Source organism: Micromonospora avicenniae (assembly GCF_900156065.1).
In the GTDB taxonomy this organism is placed as follows: domain Bacteria; phylum Actinomycetota; class Actinomycetes; order Mycobacteriales; family Micromonosporaceae; genus Micromonospora; species Micromonospora avicenniae.
Genome location: NZ_FTNF01000005.1, coordinates 217494 through 237370, shown reverse-complemented (window position 1 = coordinate 237370; position 19877 = coordinate 217494). Strand labels below are relative to the sequence as shown.

Genomic DNA, 19877 nt, shown 5'->3' with positions numbered 1-19877 from the left:
AAGGAGCGAGCATGCGCGACGGAGCGCAACGAAAGGAACTCGATCGCTTCCTCGGCCGGCGGCTGGGCCGGCTGGCCGGCGTGGCGGCGCTGGCCGGGCTCGCCTGGACGGCCCGGGACGTGCCGCTGGCACTCGGCGGTCGGCTGACCGGCGCGCGGGCCGAGCGGGCGGCACGGTCCCCGCAGTTCCGCGACGGCGCCTTCCGCAACCCGTCGGACGTCCGCTCGACGGCCGCCGAGCCGGCGCGCAACCTGGTCTGGGAGCTTCTCTTCGGCAAGCAGAAGCGCCGGCCGAGCGCCGCCGTGCCGCTGCTGCGACCGGCCGCCCCGCCCGACCCGCAGGCGGGCCGGGAACTCAACGTGATCTGGTACGGCCACGCCTCGGCACTGATCGAGATCGAGGGCCGGCGGGTGCTGCTCGATCCGGTCTGGAGCGAGCGCTGCTCCCCGTCGGCGGTGATCGGCCCGCGCCGGCTGCACGAGCCGCCGGTACGTCTCGACGAACTTCCCGCGCTGGACGCGATCCTGATCTCCCACGACCACTACGACCACCTCGACCTGCCCACCGTACGGGGGCTGCTGGCCGGCCAGAACGCGCCGTTCGTGGTGCCGCTCGGAGTCGGCGCGCACCTGGACCGGTGGGGGGTGCCGGAGGAGCGGATCGTCGAACTGGACTGGTCGGAGAGCCACCGGGTGGGCGATCTGACCCTCACCGCCACCGCCGCCCGACACTTCTCCGGGCGGGGGCTGCGCCGCGACGGCACGCTCTGGAGCTCGTGGGTGATCGCCGGTGCGCAGCGCAGGGCCTTCTACACCGGCGACTCCGGCTACTTCGCCGGCTACGCCGCCATCGGCGCCGAGCACGGCCCCTTCGACGTCACGCTGATGCAGATCGGCGCGTACGACCAGGGTTGGCCGAACATCCACATGTACCCGGAGGAGGCGGTGGAGGCCCACCTCGACCTGCGCGGCGGTCTGTTCATCCCGGTGCACTGGGCGACGTTCAACCTCGCCCTGCACGACTGGGCCGAGCCGGTGGACCGGCTCTGGGCGGAGGCGAAGGCCCGCGACATCCGGCTGGCGGTGCCCCGGCCGGGTGAGCGGGTGGTGGTGGACGACCCGCCGCCGGTCGACGGCTGGTGGCAGGCGGTCGCCTGATCAGAGCACGAACGCGTCGGTCCAGAGCGCTCCGGACCGGCCGGAGAGCGCGTCCAGCATCGCCACCGCCTGACCGTCGGTGAGTTGCGCGACGAAGTCGATGATCGCCCGGCCGCGGGCCCGGCCGATCCGGTCGTGGGTCCGCGGGTGCAGCTCCGCCTCGGCCAGCTCCACGAGATCGTGCAGGCGCCGCGGCAGACGGGATTCCTCCTCCGGGTCGAGCAGCCACTCCCACAGCGCCTCCACGAGGGTGCCCAGCAGCCGGGCCTGCCCACGCTGGTGCAGGGCCAGGTCGGGGCGGGCCAGCACGAACCGGTGGTGCACGAACTTGAGCACCTGCACCTCGTGCCACTGCGCGCAGCCGAGCAGCACGTACCCGGAGCGCACCGACGGCCGGTCGGTCACGGTGACCGCCTCGACGAACCGGGTGGACCAGCGGGCGGAGAAGCGGGCCACGTACTGCTCGGCCTCGATCGAGCCGTCGAACGGCATGGCCAGCAGTCCGTCCACCAACTCCTCCCGGACGTGCTCGACCGCCGCGGCGAAGGCGTCGTCGTCGGTCACCCAGGCGTCCTTGCGGTGCAACTGCCGGCGGAGCCGCTCGATCGCCGCGCCGGGTCGGCGGGCCGATGCGGCCAACGCCGCGTCGGTGATCGCCCGGAGGTGACCGGCCTCCCGCTGCCAGGCCATCAGCTCGGCGGAGACCGCGCCCTGCTGGAGCACGCCGACCCGGTAGAAGTCCTCGACGTCGTGGATGGCGTACGCGATGTCGTCGGCGGTGTCCATCACGGATGCCTCGACGGTCTGCTGCCAGTCCGGGATCCGGCCCACGAACGGTTCCCGGGCCTGCCGCAGGTCGTCGATCTCGGTCCGGTACGCGCCGAACTTCGCCGAACCGCTGTCCGGATCGTCCGGCGGCGGGGTGGCCCCGCGTGGCGGCGGGTCCATCAGCCGCGGGTGCGGGTCGGGGTGGTCGAGCCGGGTCCACGGGTACTTCAGCATCGCGGCCCGCACGGCGGCGGTGAGGTCGAGGCCGGTGGTGGCAGCGCCGCGGATCTCGGTGCTGGTGACGATCCGGTACGACTGGGCGTTGCCCTCGAATCCGTCGGTCAGGCCGAGGCGGTGCCGCGCCAGCCGGTCCAGCACCCGCTCCCCCAGGTGTCCGAACGGCGGGTGGCCGAGGTCGTGGGCGAGAGCGGCGGCCTCCACCACGTCCGGGTCGCAGCCGCCGAGCTTGTCGAGCAGGTCCCGGCGGTGCTCGTCGGCGGTGAGCCGCTCGGCGATCGCCCGGGCGACCTGCGCGACCTTGAGGCTGTGGGTGAGCCGGTTGTGCACCAGCAGCCCGGAGCCGACCGGGCTGATCACCTGGGTGACCCCGCCGAGCCGGGCGAAGAACGGCGAACCCACGATCCGGTCGCGGTCGGCCCGGTACGGGCTGGTGGCGAGGTCGCCGAGGGCCCGGGCGCTGCCGCCGAAGAGCCGCCGGACACGCGGCTCCACAGGTGGTTCCATGATCGCCACGCTATCCCGGCAGAATGCTGGGCGGAAACCACTCCCGAAGGCGGATCGAGATCGTGACCCTCTCTGTTCATCAGCGGATCGCCGAGGAGCTCGGCGTGGCCGAGCGCCAGGTCCGGGCGGCCGTGGAGCTGCTCGACGGCGGCGCCACCGTGCCGTTCATCGCCCGCTACCGCAAGGAGGCCACCGGCCTGCTCGACGACACCCAGCTGCGCACGCTCGAGGAGCGGCTGCGCTACCTGCGCGAGTTGGACGAGCGGCGGGCGGCGGTGCTGGAGTCGATCCGCGGCCAGGGCAAGCTGGACGAGGCCCTCGAAGCCCAGATCATGGCGGCGGATTCGAAGTCCCGGCTGGAGGACATCTACCTGCCGTACAAGCCGAAGCGGCGCACCCGGGCGCAGATCGCTCGCGAGGCCGGCCTGGAGCCGCTCGCCGACGCGCTGCTGACCGACCCGACGCAGGACCCCAAGGATGCGGCGGCCGGCTTCGTCGACGCGGACCGGGGGGTCGCCGACGCCGCCGCCGCGCTGGACGGCGCCCGGGCCATCCTCATCGAGCGTTTCGCCGAGGACGCCGACCTCATCGGCACGCTGCGGGAGCAGATGTGGTCGCGGGGTCGCCTGGTGTCCCGGGTACGCGACGGGCAGGAGTCGGCCGGGGCGAAGTTCGCCGACTACTTCGACTTCGCCGAGGGGTACCCGACGTTGCCCTCGCACCGGATCCTCGCGATGTTCCGGGGCGAGAAGGAGGGCGTGCTCGACCTGACCATGGACCCGGAGCCGGAGGGCGACTCCGACACCGTGGTCAGCGGCCCGACCCGGTACGAGGCCGCGATCGCCGGCCGATTCGGCATCAGCGACGCCGGCCGCGCGGGCGACAAGTGGCTCGCCGACACGGTGCGCTGGGCCTGGCGTACCCGGATCCTCATCCACCTCGGCGCGGATCTGCGGATGCGGCTGTGGCAGGCCGCCGAGGAGGAGGCCGTACGCGTCTTCGCCACCAACCTGCGTGACCTGCTGCTCGCCGCACCCGCCGGGGCACGCCCGACCATGGGCCTCGACCCCGGTCTGCGTACGGGTGTGAAGGCCGCCGTCCTGGACGCCACCGGCAAGGTGGTCGCCACCGACACCATCTACCCGCACGAGCCGCGCCGGCAGTGGGACGCCTCGATCGAGACCCTCGCCCGGCTCGCCGGCACGCACGGGGTGGAGCTGATCGCGATCGGCAACGGCACCGCCTCGCGGGAGACCGACAAGCTGGCCGGCGACCTCATCAAGCGGCACCCGCAGCTCAAGCTCACCAAGGTGGTGGTCTCCGAGGCCGGCGCGTCGGTGTACTCCGCGTCCGCGTACGCGGCCCAGGAGTTGCCCGGAATGGACGTCTCGCTGCGCGGCGCGGTCTCCATCGCCCGGCGTCTCCAGGACCCGCTCGCCGAACTGGTGAAGATCGACCCACGCTCGATCGGCGTCGGCCAGTACCAGCACGACCTCTCCGAGGTGAAGCTCTCCCGATCGTTGGACGCGGTCGTGGAGGACTGCGTGAACGCGGTCGGGGTGGACGTCAACACGGCGTCGGCGCCGCTGCTGACCCGGGTGTCGGGCATCGGCGCGGGGCTGGCCGAGAACATCGTGCTGCACCGGGACGCCAACGGCCCGTTCCGCACCCGGGCCGACCTGAAGAAGGTGCCGCGGCTCGGCCCGAAGGCGTTCGAACAGTGCGCGGGGTTCCTGCGTATCCCCGACGGCGACGACCCGCTGGACGCCTCCAGCGTGCACCCGGAGGCGTACCCGGTGGTGCGCCGGATCCTGGCCCGGACGGAGACGGACGTCCGGTCGTTGATCGGCAAGTCGACGATCCTGCGCGGGTTGAGGGCCACCGACTTCGTCGACGACAAGTTCGGTCTTCCGACCGTCACCGACATCCTCGCCGAGCTGGAGAAGCCGGGCCGGGACCCGCGGCCCGAGTTCCGTACGGCCGCTTTCGCCGAGGGCGTGGAGAAGATCGGCGACCTGCAGCCCGGCATGATCCTCGAAGGCGTGGTCACCAACGTGGCCGCCTTCGGGGCGTTCGTCGACGTCGGCGTGCACCAGGACGGTCTCGTGCACGTGTCGGCGATGTCCCGCACCTTCGTGAAGGACCCCCGCGAGGTGGTCAAGTCAGGCGATGTGGTCAAGGTGAAGGTGCTCGACGTCGACGTACCGCGCAAGCGGATCTCGCTGACCCTGCGTCTCGACGACGAGCCCGGCGCCGGTGCGGGCCGGGGTGACGGCGGCGGTCGCGGCGGCCAGGGCGGCGCCCCTCGCGGTGGCGGCCAGGGCGGGACGCGCGGTGGCCAGCCTGGTCAGGGCGGCGCGCGCGGCGGCCAGGGCGGGGTGCGGGGTGGCCAGCCTGGTCAGGGCGGGGCGCGCGGCGGCCAGGGTGACCGGGGTGGCGCGCGGCAGGGTCGCGGCGCCGCAGCGCCGGCCAACAGCGAGATGGCGGAGGCGCTGCGCCGCGCCGGGCTCGCCTGAACCACCCGTCCGGCGCGGACATCAGCATCAGCCGGGCCGGGACGTCGTCGCCGACCGCCCGGTAGATGAACGGCCGCCGAGTGGAGCGTTAGCACGACACCGCTCCCTCGGCGGCCGAGGTCCGCGCGCTCCCGCTGGCACGGGGAGGCGACGCGCAGGCCACGGCTGATCGGCCCGACGCGCTGCGCACAGCCAATCGGCCCGACGCGCTGCGCACAGCCGATCGGCCGACCCTCGACGGGCATCGCATGAGACGCCGACCGAGCGGATCTCCGACGAAAGCCGCACCGGAGTCCGTCGATCCCCGCCAGGCAGCCGTGAGGGTTGCACTTCAGGCGTCCTTTAGAGCTGATGTCGTTGCCGCATCGGGCGATGACGCAGACGACTCAGTTCCATAGCAACCCAGGTGGGTGACACGACAGCCAGCGGCCTGAGGCCGCTGCCGCCGCCACGCCCACCGCACGCTCGCCGCAGGCTGACCAGCTCCGGCATGGGCATCGGCATCTGACCAGCTTCCGCATCGGCATCGGCATCGGCATCTGACCAGCTTCCGCATCGGCATCGGCAGCGGCATCGGAGGACGGCGGACCGGACCCGGGAGCCTACGGACGGCGGGCAGCGCGGCGGTGGGGCGTACCGTCGGGGCGTGAGCGGCGACGACGGCCTGGACTGGGCGGAGCGGCAGCGGCGCGCGGCCCGGGTCCACGCGGAGGCCGACGCCCGCCGGCGCGCGGCGGAGCACGCGCAGGCCGCGGAGATCGTGGCCTGGTTCGTGGCCGAGGCGAGGCGGCGTGGTCTGCGCCCGACCCCGCTCACCGCCCGCTCCTACGACGGCCGGAGTAGGTACCGGACGCGGCTGACCGGCTGGTACGTGGACCGGGCACGCACCCGGGCGGTCGACGTCAACGGGCGGTGGCACCTGCTGACCGTCCCCGGCGGCCTGCGGGCCCGGCTGCTCGGCGCCGAGCCCGAACCCGGCCCGGCGCCGCTGATCGTCGGCGAGGGTGGGCGCGACGGTGAGTCGATCCCGCTGCGGACCCTGCTCACCCGACGCCTCACCGACGGGAACGGCGAGCCGGGTTCCCCCGCCTGACCTCTGCGCGGCGTGCGTGCGCAGCGCTCCGCGCCACCCGTGTCCGTTCCGCCACCTCGACGGTTGTTCACCATGGCCGGCCCAACTGAGCTGTTTCGGCATGTTTGCGAAGTTTGGGCTGATACAACCAGGGTGACCCGTCTGCGGAGTGGGATGACAAGCATGACGAATGACAAGATTCTCCTGTCCCCGCCCGACGTCGGCCCACTCGAGGAGCGGTACGCGATAGCAGCGATCAGGTCGGGGTGGGTGGCGCCGCTCGGCCCGGAGGTCGACGCGTTCGAATCGGAGATGGCGCGCCGCGTGGGCACTGCACATGCGGTCGCGACCAACTCCGGGACGGCCGCGCTGCACCTCGGTCTACTGGCCCTGGGTGCCGGACCGGACCAGGTGGTGGTCGTGCCGACCCTGACCTTCGCGGCGACCGCCAACGCGGTGGTCTACACCGGAGCACGACCGTTCTTCGTCGACTGCGACCCGTCGACCGGAAACATCGACGTCGGCCTGCTCGAGGAGACCCTCGCCCGACTGCGTAATGAGGGCCGCCGGGTCGCGGCGGTGATACCGGTGGACATGTTCGGCCGGTGCGCCGACTACGAGCGCATCCTGCCGATCTGCGCCGAGGCCGGCGTGCCCGTCCTGGAGGACGCGGCGGAGGCACTCGGCGCGGCACGGGGAGGTCGGGCGGCAGGATCCTTCGGACAGGCCGGAGTCCTCTCCTTCAACGGCAACAAGATGATCACCACCTCGGGCGGTGGCATGCTGCTCACCGACGACGCGACGATCGCCGATCGGGTCCGTTACCTTGCGACCCAGGCCCGCCGGCCGGTACCGCACTACGAGCACGCCGACATCGGTTACAACTACCGGCTGAGCAACGTCCTCGCGGCGATCGGGCGGGCACAGCTACGGCGGCTCGACGCGATGATCGGTCGACGGCGGGACATGCGGGAGCTGTACGCCAAGATGTTCGCCGCCGTACCCGGCGTCCACCTGCTCGGAGAGGGCGACCCCGGCGAGAACTACTGGTTGACCGTCATCGTGGTAGACCCCGAGGAGGCGGGCTGGGAAGCGAAGCACCTGGCCGCCCACCTGGCCGACCGGCAGATCGAGACCCGACCGGTCTGGATGCCGATGCACCTGCAACCGGTCCATGTCGGTGTCGAAGCCGTGCTGACCGGGGCCGCCGAGCGGCTCTTCGCCACCGGCCTGACGCTGCCCAGCGGTTCCGCGCTGACGGAGTCCCACCGCGCGCGGGTGGAGCACGCGATCGACGACTTCCTGACCACCCGATGAGCGCGCCATTCTCGGTCAGCGGCCCCGACGACTCCGTCCTGCTCGACGCCGACTGCCCGGACGTGTACTTCACCTCCGCCTACGGAACGGCGACGGCCTCGCTGGACTCCGGCTCCTGGCAGGTGGCACACGAGAACGACCGGCTGATCGTGCCGTACGTGTTGCGCCATGTGAACGAGACCGAGCTGGACGCCTTCACCCCCTACGGGTACGCCGGCATCCACGTCGACCCCGGCTGCTCGGAAGCCGATCTCGCCGGGTTCTGGCGGCGGACCATCGACCACTGGCGGCAGACCCGTACCCTCGCCGTGTTCCTCCGCTTCTCGCCCCTGGATCCCGCGTCGGTGCAGGCCGTTCGCGCGCTCGACCAGCTGGAGCTCACCCAGCGACAGGACACGATCACCGTGGCGGTGTCCCAGGGGCCCGACCGGGCGTGGGACGCCATGGAGGGCCGTTCCCGTACGGCGATCCGGAAGGCCCGGGGCGCGGGACTCAGCGCCGCCGTCCGGTCCACTGATCCGAGCGACCTCACGGCCGGATCCCCGTTCCGCAGGCTGTACGAGTCGACCATGGTGCGGCTGGGGAGCCAGCCCTGGTACCTGTTCCCCGACCACTACTACGAGCAGCTGGCGTCGGGACTGGACAAGGCGCTGTCCATCGGCGAGGTCCGCGACGCGGACGGAGTGGTGGTGGCCTCGGCGTTGGTGCTGCGCCACCGGGACCGGGCTCACTACCACCTCGCCGGGTCGGACCCGTCAGCCGGTCGTCTCGGCGCCAACAACCTCCTCGTCTGGACGATCCTCGGTTGGGCGGCGGAGAACGGCTGTCGCCTCGTTCACCTCGGCGGCGGAGTTCGTCCCGACGACGGGCTGTTCCGGTTCAAGCGGTCCTTTGGCGGGTCCCGGACCCCGTTCTGGACCGGAGCCGTGGTGGCCGACCCCGATCGGTACGCGGCGCTGGTCACCGCACGCGCCCGGCAACTCGGTAGGTCCGCCGACGAACTGATGTCGACCGGCTTCTTTCCCGCCTACCGGGCTTCGGCCGCCTGACACCTCTTTCTTCGATCTGTGAGGAGGCGCATTGTCGTACCAGGCGCAGCAGCGAATCAAACGGCTGCTCGACGTATCGATTGCATTGGTCCTGTTGATCCTCACTGCGCCGGTCCTGGCGGCGGCCGTGCTGCTCATCCGCGTCCAGCTCGGCGGCCCGGTCTTCTTCGTCCAGGAACGGACGGGTCGATGGCAGCGTCCCTTCCGGATCATCAAGCTCCGCACGATGACCGACGAGCGGGACACGAACGGCGAGCTCCTGCCCGACGGGGTGCGTTGCCGCGGGGTCGGACGGCTGCTCCGGAAGCTCAGCGTCGACGAGCTGCCCCAGTTGGTGAACGTGCTGCGTGGAGACCTCAGTCTGGTCGGTCCCCGACCGCTGCTCCCCCGCTACGACCCCTGGTACAAGGAGCGGGAACGGATCCGCTTCGACGTTCGGCCGGGCATCACCGGCCTCGCCCAGGTCGGCGGGCGCAACGGAGTGCCGTGGGACGAGCGGTTGGGATACGACGTCGAGTACGTCACCTCGTGGTCGCTCCGGCTGGACCTGGTCATCCTCGCCCGGACCGTCGGCAAGGTACTGCGGGGCAGCGGAGTGGCCACCGACCCGGCAGCTGACATGCTCGACCTGGACAAGGAACGGCAGCTGTCGTGGGTGCGGTCCTGAACCCGACCACGACCGGGACGGTCGTGGCGCCCACCCGTCCGGACGACCCGGTCGTCACCGCCGCCGCGCGCCTACTGGCAGAGTCGGTTCCGTCGTCGTGCGCCGGGTTGGTCGCCTACCACGCGTCGAACTACGCGGCCTTCCTCGCAGCCTCGCTCGCGCCACCGCCGCCGCTGCACACGTTGCTGCTGCGCTGCTTCTGCGACGAGACCGGGGTGCGAGCGGCGGCGGACTGGCGTCTGCTCGGTCGCCGGCTCCTGCTCAACGGCATCGCGGTACGGGCGCAGGACCAGGGCCGTGGCCACGGCTCGCGGCTGCTCGATGACGGCGTCCGGCTGGCCAACCAGTTGGGATGCGACCAACTTCTGCTCGACGTCTCCCTGGAGAACACGGTGGCGCGCCGCCTGTACCGGCGGGCCGGCTACCAGGACCAGAGCTATCAGGTCTGGACGCAGCTCGACGCGGCCACATCGCCCGCGGACACCCCGGTACGGATCGTCGACTGGGCCTCGTTCACCGCGCACCGCCGCGCCTACGGCTTCGGTGATCTGCGGGTCCGGGTGGGGGACGACGAGTTCGGGGTCCGCTGTGTGGCAAACGCGGCCCGGGTGCCCGGCGGCGCGGCCGGGGCAGCGATCCGCGCCACGCTCGGACCGCTGTTGGGCATCGACCGGTGGTACATGACGACGGCGAGCGCGGAGCCGGAGACGGAGCCCGGCTTCGCCCGCTTCGCTCGGATGTGGCGGGGCCTGCCCGGATAGGGCAGGTGACGGTCCGGCACCGGTCCACTGAAATCGTTCGGCCAAAAATAGGACGTTCGTCCCAGCAATTCTGAAAACGCCCAAACGACCATCGGAGGCATGTAACAAGGACGAAGACGCCCAAAGCTCTTCTGCCGTACGGGCGGAAGCGGCCGGCAAATGGGACAGGGAGTACCGAATGTCGCAGGACACAGCGAGCACCGAAAACATGGACCAGCGGGCGCGCCGGGCCAGAGCCCGCCTCCGCACCACGGCCTTTCTCGCCACCGACACCACCGCCTGGGTGGGGGGCTTCATCGCCGCCGTCTGGACGCGGTACGAATTCCAACTCCCGCCCGGCCAGTTCACCCGCGTAGCCGTCATCGGCGTGGGAGCCGCCGTCATGTACGTGGCGGTAGCGGCCCTGCGCCGGCTCTACTCCGGACGGCACCCGCTCGGCAGCCTCCAGGAGGTGCAGGGCGTCGCGGGTACCACCATCACGACCGCTGGGATCGTGCTGCTCGGCCTTCTCCCGACCACCGAGCGGCCGATTCCGGCGAGCACGCCACTCGTGGGTGGCGCGCTGGCCCTGCTGCTCATGCTGGGCGCGCGGTTCGTCTACCGGCACCGCCGCGACCTCGCCATGCGACCGGACGTCCGTTCCTCGACCCCGGTGCTGCTGTTCGGCATGGGCGACGCGGGGCAGGGACTGCTACGCGCCATGTTGAGCGACCCGCGCGGTCGCTACCTGCCGGTCGGCGCGCTCGACGACGACCCGGACAAGCGTGACCTGCGCGTCGGTGGGGTACGCGTGCTCGGCGGCCGGCGGGACATCGCGACGGCGGTCCGGCGTACCGGGGCCAACTCCGTCATCTTCTCGGTGGCCAACGCCGACGCCGCGCTGATCCGCGAAATCCGCGAGGCCACCCTCCAGACCGGCGCGTCGTTCAAGGTGCTCCCTCCGGTGCGGGACCTCGTCGATCACCGGATCACCGTCACCGACGTACGCGACGTGCAGATCAGCGACCTGCTCGGCCGCCGCCAGGTGGTCGGCGACCTTCCGCTGAGCACGAACAGCCTGACCGGACGGCGGATCCTGGTCACCGGCGCCGGCGGATCCATCGGCTCGGAGCTCTGCCGTCAGGTGATGAAGGCCGACCCGGGCGAACTGATGATGCTGGACCGCGACGAATCCGCCCTGCACAGCCTCCAGATGTCGCTGTCGGGGAAGGCCATGCTGGACGGGCCGGAGCTGATCCTCGCCGACCTGCGCGACGACGAGGGCATCCGCCGGATCATCCGGGAGCGCCGACCCGAGATCATCTTCCACGCGGCTGCGCTCAAGCACCTCACGTTGCTCCAGCGGCACCCCGGCGAGGCGGTCATGACCAACGTCTGGGGCACCCTCTCCGTGCTGGACGCGTGCCAGGACGTGGCGAAGTTCGTCAACATCTCCACCGACAAGGCGGCCGACCCGATCAGCGTGCTCGGCTACTCGAAGCGGATCACCGAGCGACTGACCGCGCACGCGGCGTCCCGGTTCCCGGGTACGTTCCTCAGCGTCCGGTTCGGCAACGTGCTGAGCAGCCGCGGTTCCGTGGTGACCGCGTTCCAGCGGCAGATCGAGGCCGGGAAGCCGCTGACCGTCACCCACCCGGAGGTGACCCGCTACCTGATGACCGTGCAGGAGGCCGTGCACCTGGTGCTGCAGGCCGCCGAGATCGGGCGGGACGGGGAGGCCCTGGTACTCGACATGGGTGAGCCGGTCCGCATCGCCGACCTGGCCCGCCAGATGGCCGAACAGGCGGCCAGCTCGGTGCCGATCGTCTACACCGGGCTGCGCCCCGGCGAGAAGCTGCACGAGGACCTGCTCGGCACCGGCGAGTTCGACGCCCGGCCGTTCCACCCGCTGGTGTCGCACGTGACCGTGCCGGCGCTGGACCCGATGGAGGTGAGCGGTCTCGACCCGTACGCCGAGCCGGCGAAGGTCGTCGAGCAGCTCGCGCTCCTCTCCGCCCAGCCGATCGGCGTGGTGGACGGTCTCGTCGACATCCGGCTGTCGTCGCGCTGAGAACGGCTTCTCCCGTGTGGCCCCGGGGGCCGGCGTAACCCGCCGCCCCGGGGCCTACGTTCGGCCGGCCTGCCGGAGACCTTCTCTGCCGTCCGGCTGCTGTTCCTGCTGCCGGCCCTGCTCCGAAGTGTCCGGGCCCGCCCGGCCGCAGGGCCGGCAGCCCAAAAAAGATCTTGGACAGTTGCCGTCTTGGTGGAACGGCAACTGTCCAAGATTCGCGTGGGGCGGGCCGGCGGGCGCGGGTGGATCAGCGGCGGATGCCCGCCCAGTCGTGGTGGCGGCGGACGGTGGAGAGGATGAAGTCGACCACGCGGCGGGACGTGTCGGGGATCCGGTAGTCGGCCGGGCAGGGCACCCCCTGCGCGGCGACCTGGTCCACGGTGACCTGCACCGCCTCCACCACCCCTTCCGGGTCCAGCCCGGTCATGATGATGCCGCCGGCGTCGAGCGCCTCGGGCCGTTCGATCGACTCCCGGAGCGTGACCGCGGGGAAGCCGAGGATCGCGGCCTCCTCGCTGATCGTCCCGCTGTCCGACAGGGTGCAGAACGCCCGGGTCTGTAGGTGCACGTAGTCGATCAGACCGAACGGCTCGTGGAAGGCGATGCCCTCCAGCGCGCCGGCGTCGGGCGCCAGCGCCTCCAGCCGCTTACGCGTACGTGGGTGCGTGGAGACCAGCACCGGGTGGCCCCAGCGATCGTGGACCGCACGGAGGCAGTCCAGCAGTCGTTGGAGCCGGGCCGGCGAGTCGACGTTCTCCTCGCGGTGTGCGCTGACCACGAAGTAGCGACCGGGGTCGAGTTCGAGCTGGCGCAGGATCGTCGAGGCGGCGATGTCCGCCCGATAGTGTTCCAGCACCTCGCGCATGGGCGATCCGGTGAGCAGGATCCGCCGCGGGTGCAGCCCCTCGGCGAGCAGGTTGCGGCGGGCGTGCTCCGTGTAGACCAGGTTGAAGTCGGCGACGTGGTCGACCAGTCGGCGGTTCGTCTCCTCGGGCACGTTCAGGTCGAAACAGCGGTTGCCGGCCTCCATGTGGTAGACGGGCACCCGCATCCGGCGCGCCATCAGCGCGGCGATGCAGCTGTTGGTGTCCCCGAGCACCAGCAGCGCGTCCGGCCGGTACTCGGCGATCGCCGCCTCCACCCCGATGAGCACGCCGCCGAGCACCCGACCGAGCGAGGACGTGTCGACCCGCAGGAACCGGTCCGGCTCGCGCAGCCGTAGTTCGGTGAAGAAGACGTCGGAGAGAGTGCTGTCCCAGTTCTGTCCGGTGTGCACCAGCACGTGGTCGACCGTGCCGTCGAGCCGGGCGATCACCCGGGACAGCCTGATGATCTCCGGACGGGTACCGACCACCGTCATGATCCGGGTCATGCCCGTCCTCCCTGTGCTGCAGTCTTGGTCAGAATGTCCTCGAACTGGTCGACGCCCACCCGCAGCGACATCCGCTCCCGGTAGACCTGCCGGGCCCGGCGGCTCATCTCCTGGCGTACGGCGGCGGGCATCTCCGCCGCCTGGCTGAACCGTTCGGCGAGCGCCCGCCAGTCCTCCGGCGGGCAGACGAGGCCGACGTCGGTCGACCGGATCAGCGCGGCGGTGTCGCCGCCCACCGAGCCGATCACCGGCACGCCGCAGGCCAGCGCCGCCTGCAACTTCGACGGGACGGCGGCCCGCAGGGCGGGCACGTCGCGCAGGCAGACCAACTGCCAGTCCGCGGCGGCGTAGAGGTCAGCCATCTCCTCCGCCGGACGACGCCCGACGAAGCGCACGTTCTCGGCGCCGAGGTCGGCCGCGAGCCGGCGGGCGCCCTCCTCGTCAGCACCCGAGCCGACCAGCACCAGGTCCACCCGGTCCCGCACGGCGGCGGCTGCGCGGATCGCTGTCTCAAGACCCTGGAGCAGGCCGAGGTTTCCGGCGAACATCACGGTGCAGCGCCCGCGGTGGCCGAGCACCGCGCGGGCCTCGCCGGTGGCCGGGACCGGGCGGAAGAGCGCGTCGTCGGTCCAGTTCCAGACCACCCGCACCTTGGCCGGGTCGGCGCCACGCGCCACCACCTGTTCCGCCATCGTCGGCGAGATCGCCACCACGGTGTCGGCCAGCCGGTACGTCCGGCGCATCAGCCCGCCGACCGTCCTCTCCAGCGCGCGTCCGCCCAGGCCGGTGGGCGCCATGCCGGAGTGCATCACCGACTCGGGCCACAGGTCCTGCACGTGCAGCACGACCGGGGTCCGTCGGGTGACCCGCAGCAGGGCCGCCGCAGCGATCGAGGTCGGCGGCGGGTGGTAGACGTACGTGACGTCGACGCCGGAGAGCCACCGCATCCCGGCGGCCGCGCTGCTGGCACCGAAGGAGAAGCCACTCATTGCTCTCCGCACGGCCGACGTGTCATGGCTCGGGTAGGCGGGCACGCGTCGTATCCGGACCGCACCGTCGGTCTCGCGGTGCCCCCACCTCTGCCGCCAGCCCGGGTAGACCCGCCCGTACGGGTAGCTCGGGAACGTGGTGAGCACGCGCACCTCATGGCCGCGGTCTGCCAGCTGGCGGGCCAGGTTGCCGGGGATGATCGCGCCCTCGGGCGGATACCACTGGCTGATCAGGCCGATCTTCACAGACCCACCGCCACGGGCGCGGTCCGTGGCTCCTCGACCGGCTCGGGCCAGGTGTCCGGCCGGTCCGGGTCGAACAGCTCGTTGGTCCAGAACTGGGTGAGCAACTCGCCGGAACCGGTGTTCACCAGCTTGTGCACCCACATCGTCGGCATGTCGACGAGCACCGGGTCGTCACCGCTGACCGGGAACCGCAGCACCTCGCTGTCGCCCACGCGCCGCAGGCTGATCTCGGCCGAGCCGTGCAGCACCACGAACCGCTCCACCTTCGCCAGGTGGAAGTGCTCCCCCCGGGTCACGCCGGGGCGGGTGGTGGAACAGAAGGTCTGTCCCGGGCCGCCGTGCACCTTGACGGTCTCCACGAGGTTGCCGCGCGCGTCGGACCGGCGGGGCAGCGGAATCGGGTAGCGGGCCGGGAAGCAGTGCGACCGGTACGTGTTGAACAACCGCACGTCGTGCCGGTCCGACAGGCACGGGATCTCCCCGGTGCGGTAGGTCCCGGCCATCGCCGCGAGCCGGTCGGCCAGGTCGCGTACGCCGATCCGCAGCGGCGGCAGGTCCGGATCCCACGACCCGCCGGCCGGCACCCCGGCGAGCCGGGCGGCCGCATCGGTGACGTGCACGAGGCTCAACTCCCGATCGGCGTGCACCTCCGGCTGCCCGCCCTCGGCGAGCAGCCGGCAGAACGTCGCCACCGCCGAGTTGTAGAACGGGCGGCCGTGCTCGCCGTAGAGATTCGGCAGGAGAACGTCGTCGAAGGGCAGGCGGGTGTCGGCGAGGATGCCGGCGGCGGTGGCCTTCGAGTCGCCGTACGGGGTGCCGTTGCCGGCCTGCACCGAGTTGGCGAAGACCACCGATCCCGGCGGGACGGCCGCGTGGCGCAGACCCTCGGCGAGCTGCGCGGCGAGCTGCACGTTGCCGGCCGCCACGTCGGCGGGCTCCCCCCGGTTCACCCCGGCCACGTGCAGCACCCGGTCGACACCGGCGACCTTGGCCGCGACCGTCGCCGGGTCGGTGAGGTCGGCCCGGGTGATCACCGTCGGTTCCGGCCAGCCCAGCGCGTGCGCCAGCACGCGTACGTGCCAGCCCAGGAAACCGCCGGCCCCGGTGACGGCGAGCCTCAGCACGCCAGCACCGGATCCCGCAGCGCCAGCTCCGCGCGGACCTCCGGGAGCGTCTTCAGCAGCTCGACGATCTCCGGTACGCCGAGCCGGGGCGCGTTCGACGAGTTGAACTCCTCGGTCGGCCCGCCGCCCAGCTCGCCCTCGGACACGTAGAAGGCGTAGTTGAGGTCCCGGGCGTCGAGCGGTACCCGGAGGAACTCGCCGAAGTCCTCGGCCTGTACGAGCTCCTCACGGCTGGCCAGGGTCTCGTGCTGTTTCTCGCCGTGCCGTACGCCGATGACGTCGAGCTTCGCGGGCACGTCGAAGAGCTGGCAGAGCGCCTCGGCCAGGTCCCCGATGGTGCAGGCGACCGCCTTGCGGATGAAGATGTCGCCCGGCCGGGCGTGCGCGAAGGCGTGCTCGACCAGCTCGACCGAGTCGGCCAGCGACATCAGGAACCGGGTCATCCCGGGATCGGTGACCGTGGGCGCGCGGCCCGCCTTGATCTGCTCGATGAAGAGCGGGATCACGGAGCCGCGCGAGTACATGACGTTGCCGTACCGGACGCAGGAGACGGTGGTCGCGCTGTTCGGGTTGTTCCGCGCGTGCGCCTGAGCCACCTTCTCCATCAGGGCCTTGCTCATGCCCATCGCGTTGACCGGGTGGACCGCCTTGTCGGTGCTGAGCACCACGACCGAACCGACCCCGTTGCGTTCGGCGGCCTCGACGACGTTGCCGCTGCCCAGGATGTTGGTCCGCACCGCCTCCAGCGGGAAGAACTCACAGGACGGCACCTGTTTGAGCGCGGCCGCGTGGAAGACGTAGTCGATGCCCCGGCTCGCCCGCAGCACCGAGTCGTAGTCACGCACGTCGCCGACGTAGTAGCGAACCCGCTCATCACCGAGCGAGCGGCGCATCGCGTCCTGCTTGGCCTCGTCCCGGCTGAACACCCGGACCTCGCCGACGCCGCGGTCGAGGAGACGACGCACCATGGTCTGGCCGAAGGAACCGGTGCCGCCGGTGATGAGCACGCGGCGTCCGGTGGTCAAGAAAGTCACAGCTTGCTCCCCGTCTCGCTCTTGAGCAGGTCTCAATGACGACGGAGCAGGATCTGTGAGTCCGTCGGTCACACCTCGCGCAACGAGCCCGCGCAGTCACGGAAACGCCCAAAACACGCAAAGGAGCAGTCGAATGACTAGAAGTCGCCTTGGCTCGGGCCGCCGGCATTGATACGACACGAGATTCGTGAAAGTCCCAATCGACGCGAATAGAACCTGGTAGGACTCAGGCGACCAATCCTTGCACGCGTCCGCGAACCCACGGCAAACCTTGCCCGGTTCTCGCCGCCGCACCCCGAGAGGCCGAGGAGCGCGATGCTCGACAGCAGACCTGAACCCGCTTCGGGGCACGCTGACTCCGTGCCAGTCGACGAATTGGGTGGACAGCCGGCGCCGAGAGCTTTGATCGCCGTCGAAGCGAGATTCGCACGGACGCCGGATGGCGCAATCTGGACCCGGGAAGGACCCGCATACGACTTCTTCACCCGCTACCTGTCGGCCTTCTCACAGGTGGTCGTCGTGGCACGGGTAGCTGACGCGCCATCCGTGGCGCCCGATGCGCACCGAGTCGACGGGCCCCGTGTCACCGTGCAGCCCATACCTCATTACGTCGGGCCGTGGCAGTATCTCCGCCGACGTAAGGCGGTCGTGCGCGCGCTCCGGAACGCCGACGAAGCGAATGCGGTCCTCATTCTGCGCGCGCCCACCGTACTGGGCTCGCTGATGGCCGCCGCCCGGGAACGTCGCGGACTGCCCTACGCCGTCGAGGTGATGGCCGATCCGCACACGGTTTACGCGCCGGGGGTGGTACGCCACCCGCTGCGCCCCTGGCTGCGGTGGCGGTATACGGCGCTGCTTCGGCGCCAGTGCCGCACAGCGATCGGTGTCTCCTACGTGACCGAGCAGTACCTGCAACGCCGGTATCCCGCCGGGCAGCATGCGGCCACCGCCGCGTACTCGAGCGTCGAGTTGCCGGCGGACGCGTTTGTGGCCAAGCCGCCATCGCCGAAGCAACGCGACGAGTACGTCATCGTCTCGGTCGGCTCGCTGGAGATGCTGTACAAGGGGATCGACACCCTAATCATGGCCCTCTCCCGTCTCACCGCGGCCGGCCTACCCGTGCGGTGCATTCACGTCGGAACGGGTCGGCAACAGGCCCGGCTAGAGCAGCTCGCCACCGAACTCGGCGTCCGCCATCGGATCGACTTCGTCGGATCGGTGGCCGCCGGCGCGCAGGTCCGTCAGTACCTCGACCAGGCCGACGTGTTCGCCATGCCCTCACGAACGGAGGGACTTCCCAAAGCGCTGGTCGAGGCGATGGCTCGAGGCATGCCCGCCGTCGGCTCCTCGGTGGGCGGCATTCCTGAGTTGCTCGCCGAGGAGGACATCGTTCCTCCCGATGACCACGTCGCCTTGGCGGAGGCAATAGAACGCCTGCTCATGGATCCCGCAAAGCGGTCCCGAGCATCGGTTCGGAACCTTGCTCGGGCCCGAGACTTCGCGCAGGACGTTCTCCAGCGACGCCGGAACGCATTCTATGAGGCACTGCGTCAGGCTGTCAGCGACGGGCGAAATTCCTCGGGACGACTCGTCCGCAAGCCCGGCCACCACGCCCCGACCACGTCAGCCCTGGGAGGGCGAGCAGTGTCATGACGAGCTTCACCGCACAGTTCACCCCGGTCAGGACCGGCCCACACGCCACGCAACAGCCGTCCTTTCCGCGTCACGCGTCGACCGGCCTTCGTACTGCGGGAAGCGTGGCACGGCGGTCAGGCGGACAGAGACTCCAGACCTCGCATCTCCCCGGGCTTGGGCTCATCTGTGCCGTGGCTTTCGTGGCCGCCTGGTCACCGAGACTGGCCGCGATCTACGGCGGCTTGGCAGCGGCGATCGCAATCCTGATCACCTGGCGTCCCCCACGGCCTCGCGTGGCGGACATCCTGGCCGGCCTGACCGCCATGTGGGCACTCACGAGCACCTTGGTCGGCCTGGCCGACCCGTCGATCACCCGCGTGCCCGCGTACCTGTACGCGTCGGCACTCTTGGTCTTTCTGGCAGCACGGCACGTTGTGAGGGAGCGTGCACAACTCTTGCCGGTGGCTCTTGCGCACCTCGCCGGTTGTGCGACTACGGCGGTTGCGTTGATCACCGGCGCCCGGGACGGCGGCGTTCAACGTGACGCCATCTTCGACTACAACATCCGGTACGGGCTCGACGGCATCAACATCAACTACACCTCCTACACGATGGTGACGGGGGCGATACTCGCCGTCATCCTCTTCCGTGTGGGCCCGGCGTCCCGCGCTCTGCGGGCAGCCCTGCTCGGCACCCTCCTGGTGTTCGCCTACGCGATCCTGCTGACCGGATCGAAGGGTGCCACCCTCGCGCTGTTCCTGGGAGCGTCGTTTCTGGTCCTGGCGCGCTTCGGTCCACAGCTGATGTGGACCGTGGTGTGGGTCTGCGTGCCAGTGCTGATCCTCCTGATCCCGCTCAAGGCCGCGAGCAGCTTCCAGGCGGGTGCCCAGTGGCTCGACGGGCTCTTCGGTCGGGAGACCGGTGACCTGTCCGGCCGGCTCGAGGTGTGGCCGATTGCCGCGTCGGCGTGGGCGGAGCATCCGATAGCGGGGATGGGGCCAGGCGTTTTCCGGATGGACAACCCCCTCCAGATCGGCCCACACAACCTACTGCTCACCGTGGGCACCGATCTCGGCTTGGTCGGCGTGATCCTCTACGGGGGGACAGTGGCCGCCGCCCTCGCCCTCGCCGCCAAGCAGGCCGCGCAAACCGGCAAGGTGCTGGCCGGCTTCGCCGTGATCACCCTCTTGCCGGTCTGGATGAGCGGACACTGGGAGCAGTCGCAAGGAGCCTGGCTAGTCTTGGCGCTGATCTCGACCATCACTGTGAAGGACGTTGTGCGACGCCCGGGGCGCCACCGACTGGCGGCGGGCGGCGGCCCGGCCGGTGAATTTGGGCGGGCGTAGCCGCCCATAAATCGGTGAGCACCGTCCCGG

At 71.0% G+C, this 19877-nt stretch carries 15 protein-coding genes; 10 read left to right on the top strand and 5 right to left on the bottom strand.

Annotation, left to right across the window (positions count from 1 at the left end; genetic code table 11):
- Window positions 1-11 precede the first annotated feature (11 nt).
- Window positions 12-1157: an MBL fold metallo-hydrolase gene (locus BXA10_RS10810; RefSeq protein WP_076470145.1), complete on the top strand. Its 1146-nt coding sequence runs from the start codon at window positions 12-14 to the stop codon at window positions 1155-1157.
- Here the strand turns inward: BXA10_RS10810 and BXA10_RS10805 are convergent, their stop codons facing one another.
- Window positions 1158-2669 (bottom strand): deoxyguanosinetriphosphate triphosphohydrolase family protein, encoded by a 1512-nt coding sequence (locus BXA10_RS10805; RefSeq protein ID WP_076470287.1) that lies wholly within the window; start codon window positions 2667-2669, stop codon window positions 1158-1160.
- A gap of 62 nt (window positions 2670-2731) precedes the next feature.
- Here BXA10_RS10805 and BXA10_RS10800 point away from each other — a divergent pair, with 62 nt between their 5' ends.
- The 7 genes from BXA10_RS10800 to BXA10_RS10770 all read left to right on the top strand — a co-directional run bounded on the left by BXA10_RS10800 (window position 2732) and on the right by BXA10_RS10770 (window position 12101).
- Window positions 2732-5185 (top strand): Tex family protein, encoded by a 2454-nt coding sequence (locus tag BXA10_RS10800; RefSeq protein WP_076470288.1) that lies wholly within the window; start codon window positions 2732-2734, stop codon window positions 5183-5185.
- A gap of 646 nt (window positions 5186-5831) precedes the next feature.
- Entirely contained in the window at window positions 5832-6278 is a 447-nt protein-coding gene (locus BXA10_RS10795) for a hypothetical protein (protein ID WP_076470144.1), read from the top strand.
- A 162-nt stretch (window positions 6279-6440) separates the two neighbouring features.
- Window positions 6441-7574 (top strand): DegT/DnrJ/EryC1/StrS family aminotransferase, encoded by a 1134-nt coding sequence (locus BXA10_RS10790; protein ID WP_076470143.1) that lies wholly within the window; start codon window positions 6441-6443, stop codon window positions 7572-7574.
- Window positions 7571-8623: a GNAT family N-acetyltransferase gene (locus tag BXA10_RS10785; protein WP_076470142.1), complete on the top strand. Its 1053-nt coding sequence runs from the start codon at window positions 7571-7573 to the stop codon at window positions 8621-8623. The genes BXA10_RS10790 and BXA10_RS10785 overlap by 4 nt, the downstream gene beginning before the upstream one ends.
- A gap of 31 nt (window positions 8624-8654) precedes the next feature.
- Window positions 8655-9290, top strand: a complete 636-nt coding sequence (locus tag BXA10_RS10780) for a sugar transferase (protein WP_245828205.1) — start codon at window positions 8655-8657, stop codon at window positions 9288-9290.
- Window positions 9275-10051 (top strand): GNAT family N-acetyltransferase, encoded by a 777-nt coding sequence (locus BXA10_RS10775; RefSeq protein ID WP_076470141.1) that lies wholly within the window; start codon window positions 9275-9277, stop codon window positions 10049-10051. Before BXA10_RS10780 ends, BXA10_RS10775 begins: the two co-directional genes overlap by 16 nt.
- Before the next feature lie 178 nt (window positions 10052-10229).
- Window positions 10230-12101 (top strand): polysaccharide biosynthesis protein, encoded by a 1872-nt coding sequence (locus BXA10_RS10770; RefSeq protein ID WP_084752559.1) that lies wholly within the window; start codon window positions 10230-10232, stop codon window positions 12099-12101.
- A 247-nt stretch (window positions 12102-12348) separates the two neighbouring features.
- On the opposite strand, the gene wecB is transcribed toward BXA10_RS10770, so the two are convergent.
- Genes wecB through BXA10_RS10750 form a run of 4 tightly spaced genes read right to left on the bottom strand, consistent with a single transcriptional unit; the run spans window position 12349 to window position 16866 of the window.
- On the bottom strand, window positions 12349-13473 hold the full coding sequence (gene wecB, locus BXA10_RS10765) for a non-hydrolyzing UDP-N-acetylglucosamine 2-epimerase (protein ID WP_076470139.1): 1125 nt from the start codon (window positions 13471-13473) through the stop codon (window positions 12349-12351).
- On the bottom strand, window positions 13470-14708 hold the full coding sequence (locus BXA10_RS10760; RefSeq protein ID WP_076470138.1) for a glycosyltransferase family 4 protein: 1239 nt from the start codon (window positions 14706-14708) through the stop codon (window positions 13470-13472). The genes wecB and BXA10_RS10760 overlap by 4 nt, the downstream gene beginning before the upstream one ends.
- Window positions 14705-15832 (bottom strand): polysaccharide biosynthesis C-terminal domain-containing protein, encoded by a 1128-nt coding sequence (locus tag BXA10_RS10755; RefSeq protein ID WP_084752556.1) that lies wholly within the window; start codon window positions 15830-15832, stop codon window positions 14705-14707. The genes BXA10_RS10760 and BXA10_RS10755 overlap by 4 nt, the downstream gene beginning before the upstream one ends.
- Complete coding sequence (locus BXA10_RS10750) at window positions 15826-16866, bottom strand: SDR family NAD(P)-dependent oxidoreductase (protein ID WP_076470137.1); 1041 nt, start codon at window positions 16864-16866, stop codon at window positions 15826-15828. The genes BXA10_RS10755 and BXA10_RS10750 overlap by 7 nt, the downstream gene beginning before the upstream one ends.
- 360 nt (window positions 16867-17226) lie before the next feature.
- Here BXA10_RS10750 and BXA10_RS10745 point away from each other — a divergent pair, with 360 nt between their 5' ends.
- Both BXA10_RS10745 and BXA10_RS10740 read left to right on the top strand, forming a co-directional pair.
- Window positions 17227-18519, top strand: a complete 1293-nt coding sequence (locus BXA10_RS10745; RefSeq protein WP_175649166.1) for a glycosyltransferase family 4 protein — start codon at window positions 17227-17229, stop codon at window positions 18517-18519.
- A 173-nt stretch (window positions 18520-18692) separates the two neighbouring features.
- Window positions 18693-19847, top strand: coding sequence for an O-antigen ligase family protein (locus tag BXA10_RS10740; RefSeq protein ID WP_175649165.1), 1155 nt, complete (start codon window positions 18693-18695; stop codon window positions 19845-19847).
- The last annotated feature ends 30 nt before the right edge of the window (window positions 19848-19877 follow it).

Excerpts from the sequence above, each read along its gene's own strand:
- BXA10_RS10810 (WP_076470145.1), top strand. The coding sequence starts at position 12 with ATGCGCGACGGAGCGCAACGAAAGGAACTCGATCGCTTCCTCGGCCGG.
- BXA10_RS10805 (WP_076470287.1), bottom strand. The coding sequence starts at position 2,669 with ATGGAACCACCTGTGGAGCCGCGTGTCCGGCGGCTCTTCGGCGGCAGC.
- wecB (WP_076470139.1), bottom strand. The coding sequence starts at position 13,473 with ATGACCCGGATCATGACGGTGGTCGGTACCCGTCCGGAGATCATCAGG.
- BXA10_RS10790 (WP_076470143.1), top strand. The coding sequence starts at position 6,441 with ATGACGAATGACAAGATTCTCCTGTCCCCGCCCGACGTCGGCCCACTC.
- BXA10_RS10785 (WP_076470142.1), top strand. The coding sequence starts at position 7,571 with ATGAGCGCGCCATTCTCGGTCAGCGGCCCCGACGACTCCGTCCTGCTC.
- BXA10_RS10770 (WP_084752559.1), top strand. The coding sequence starts at position 10,230 with ATGTCGCAGGACACAGCGAGCACCGAAAACATGGACCAGCGGGCGCGC.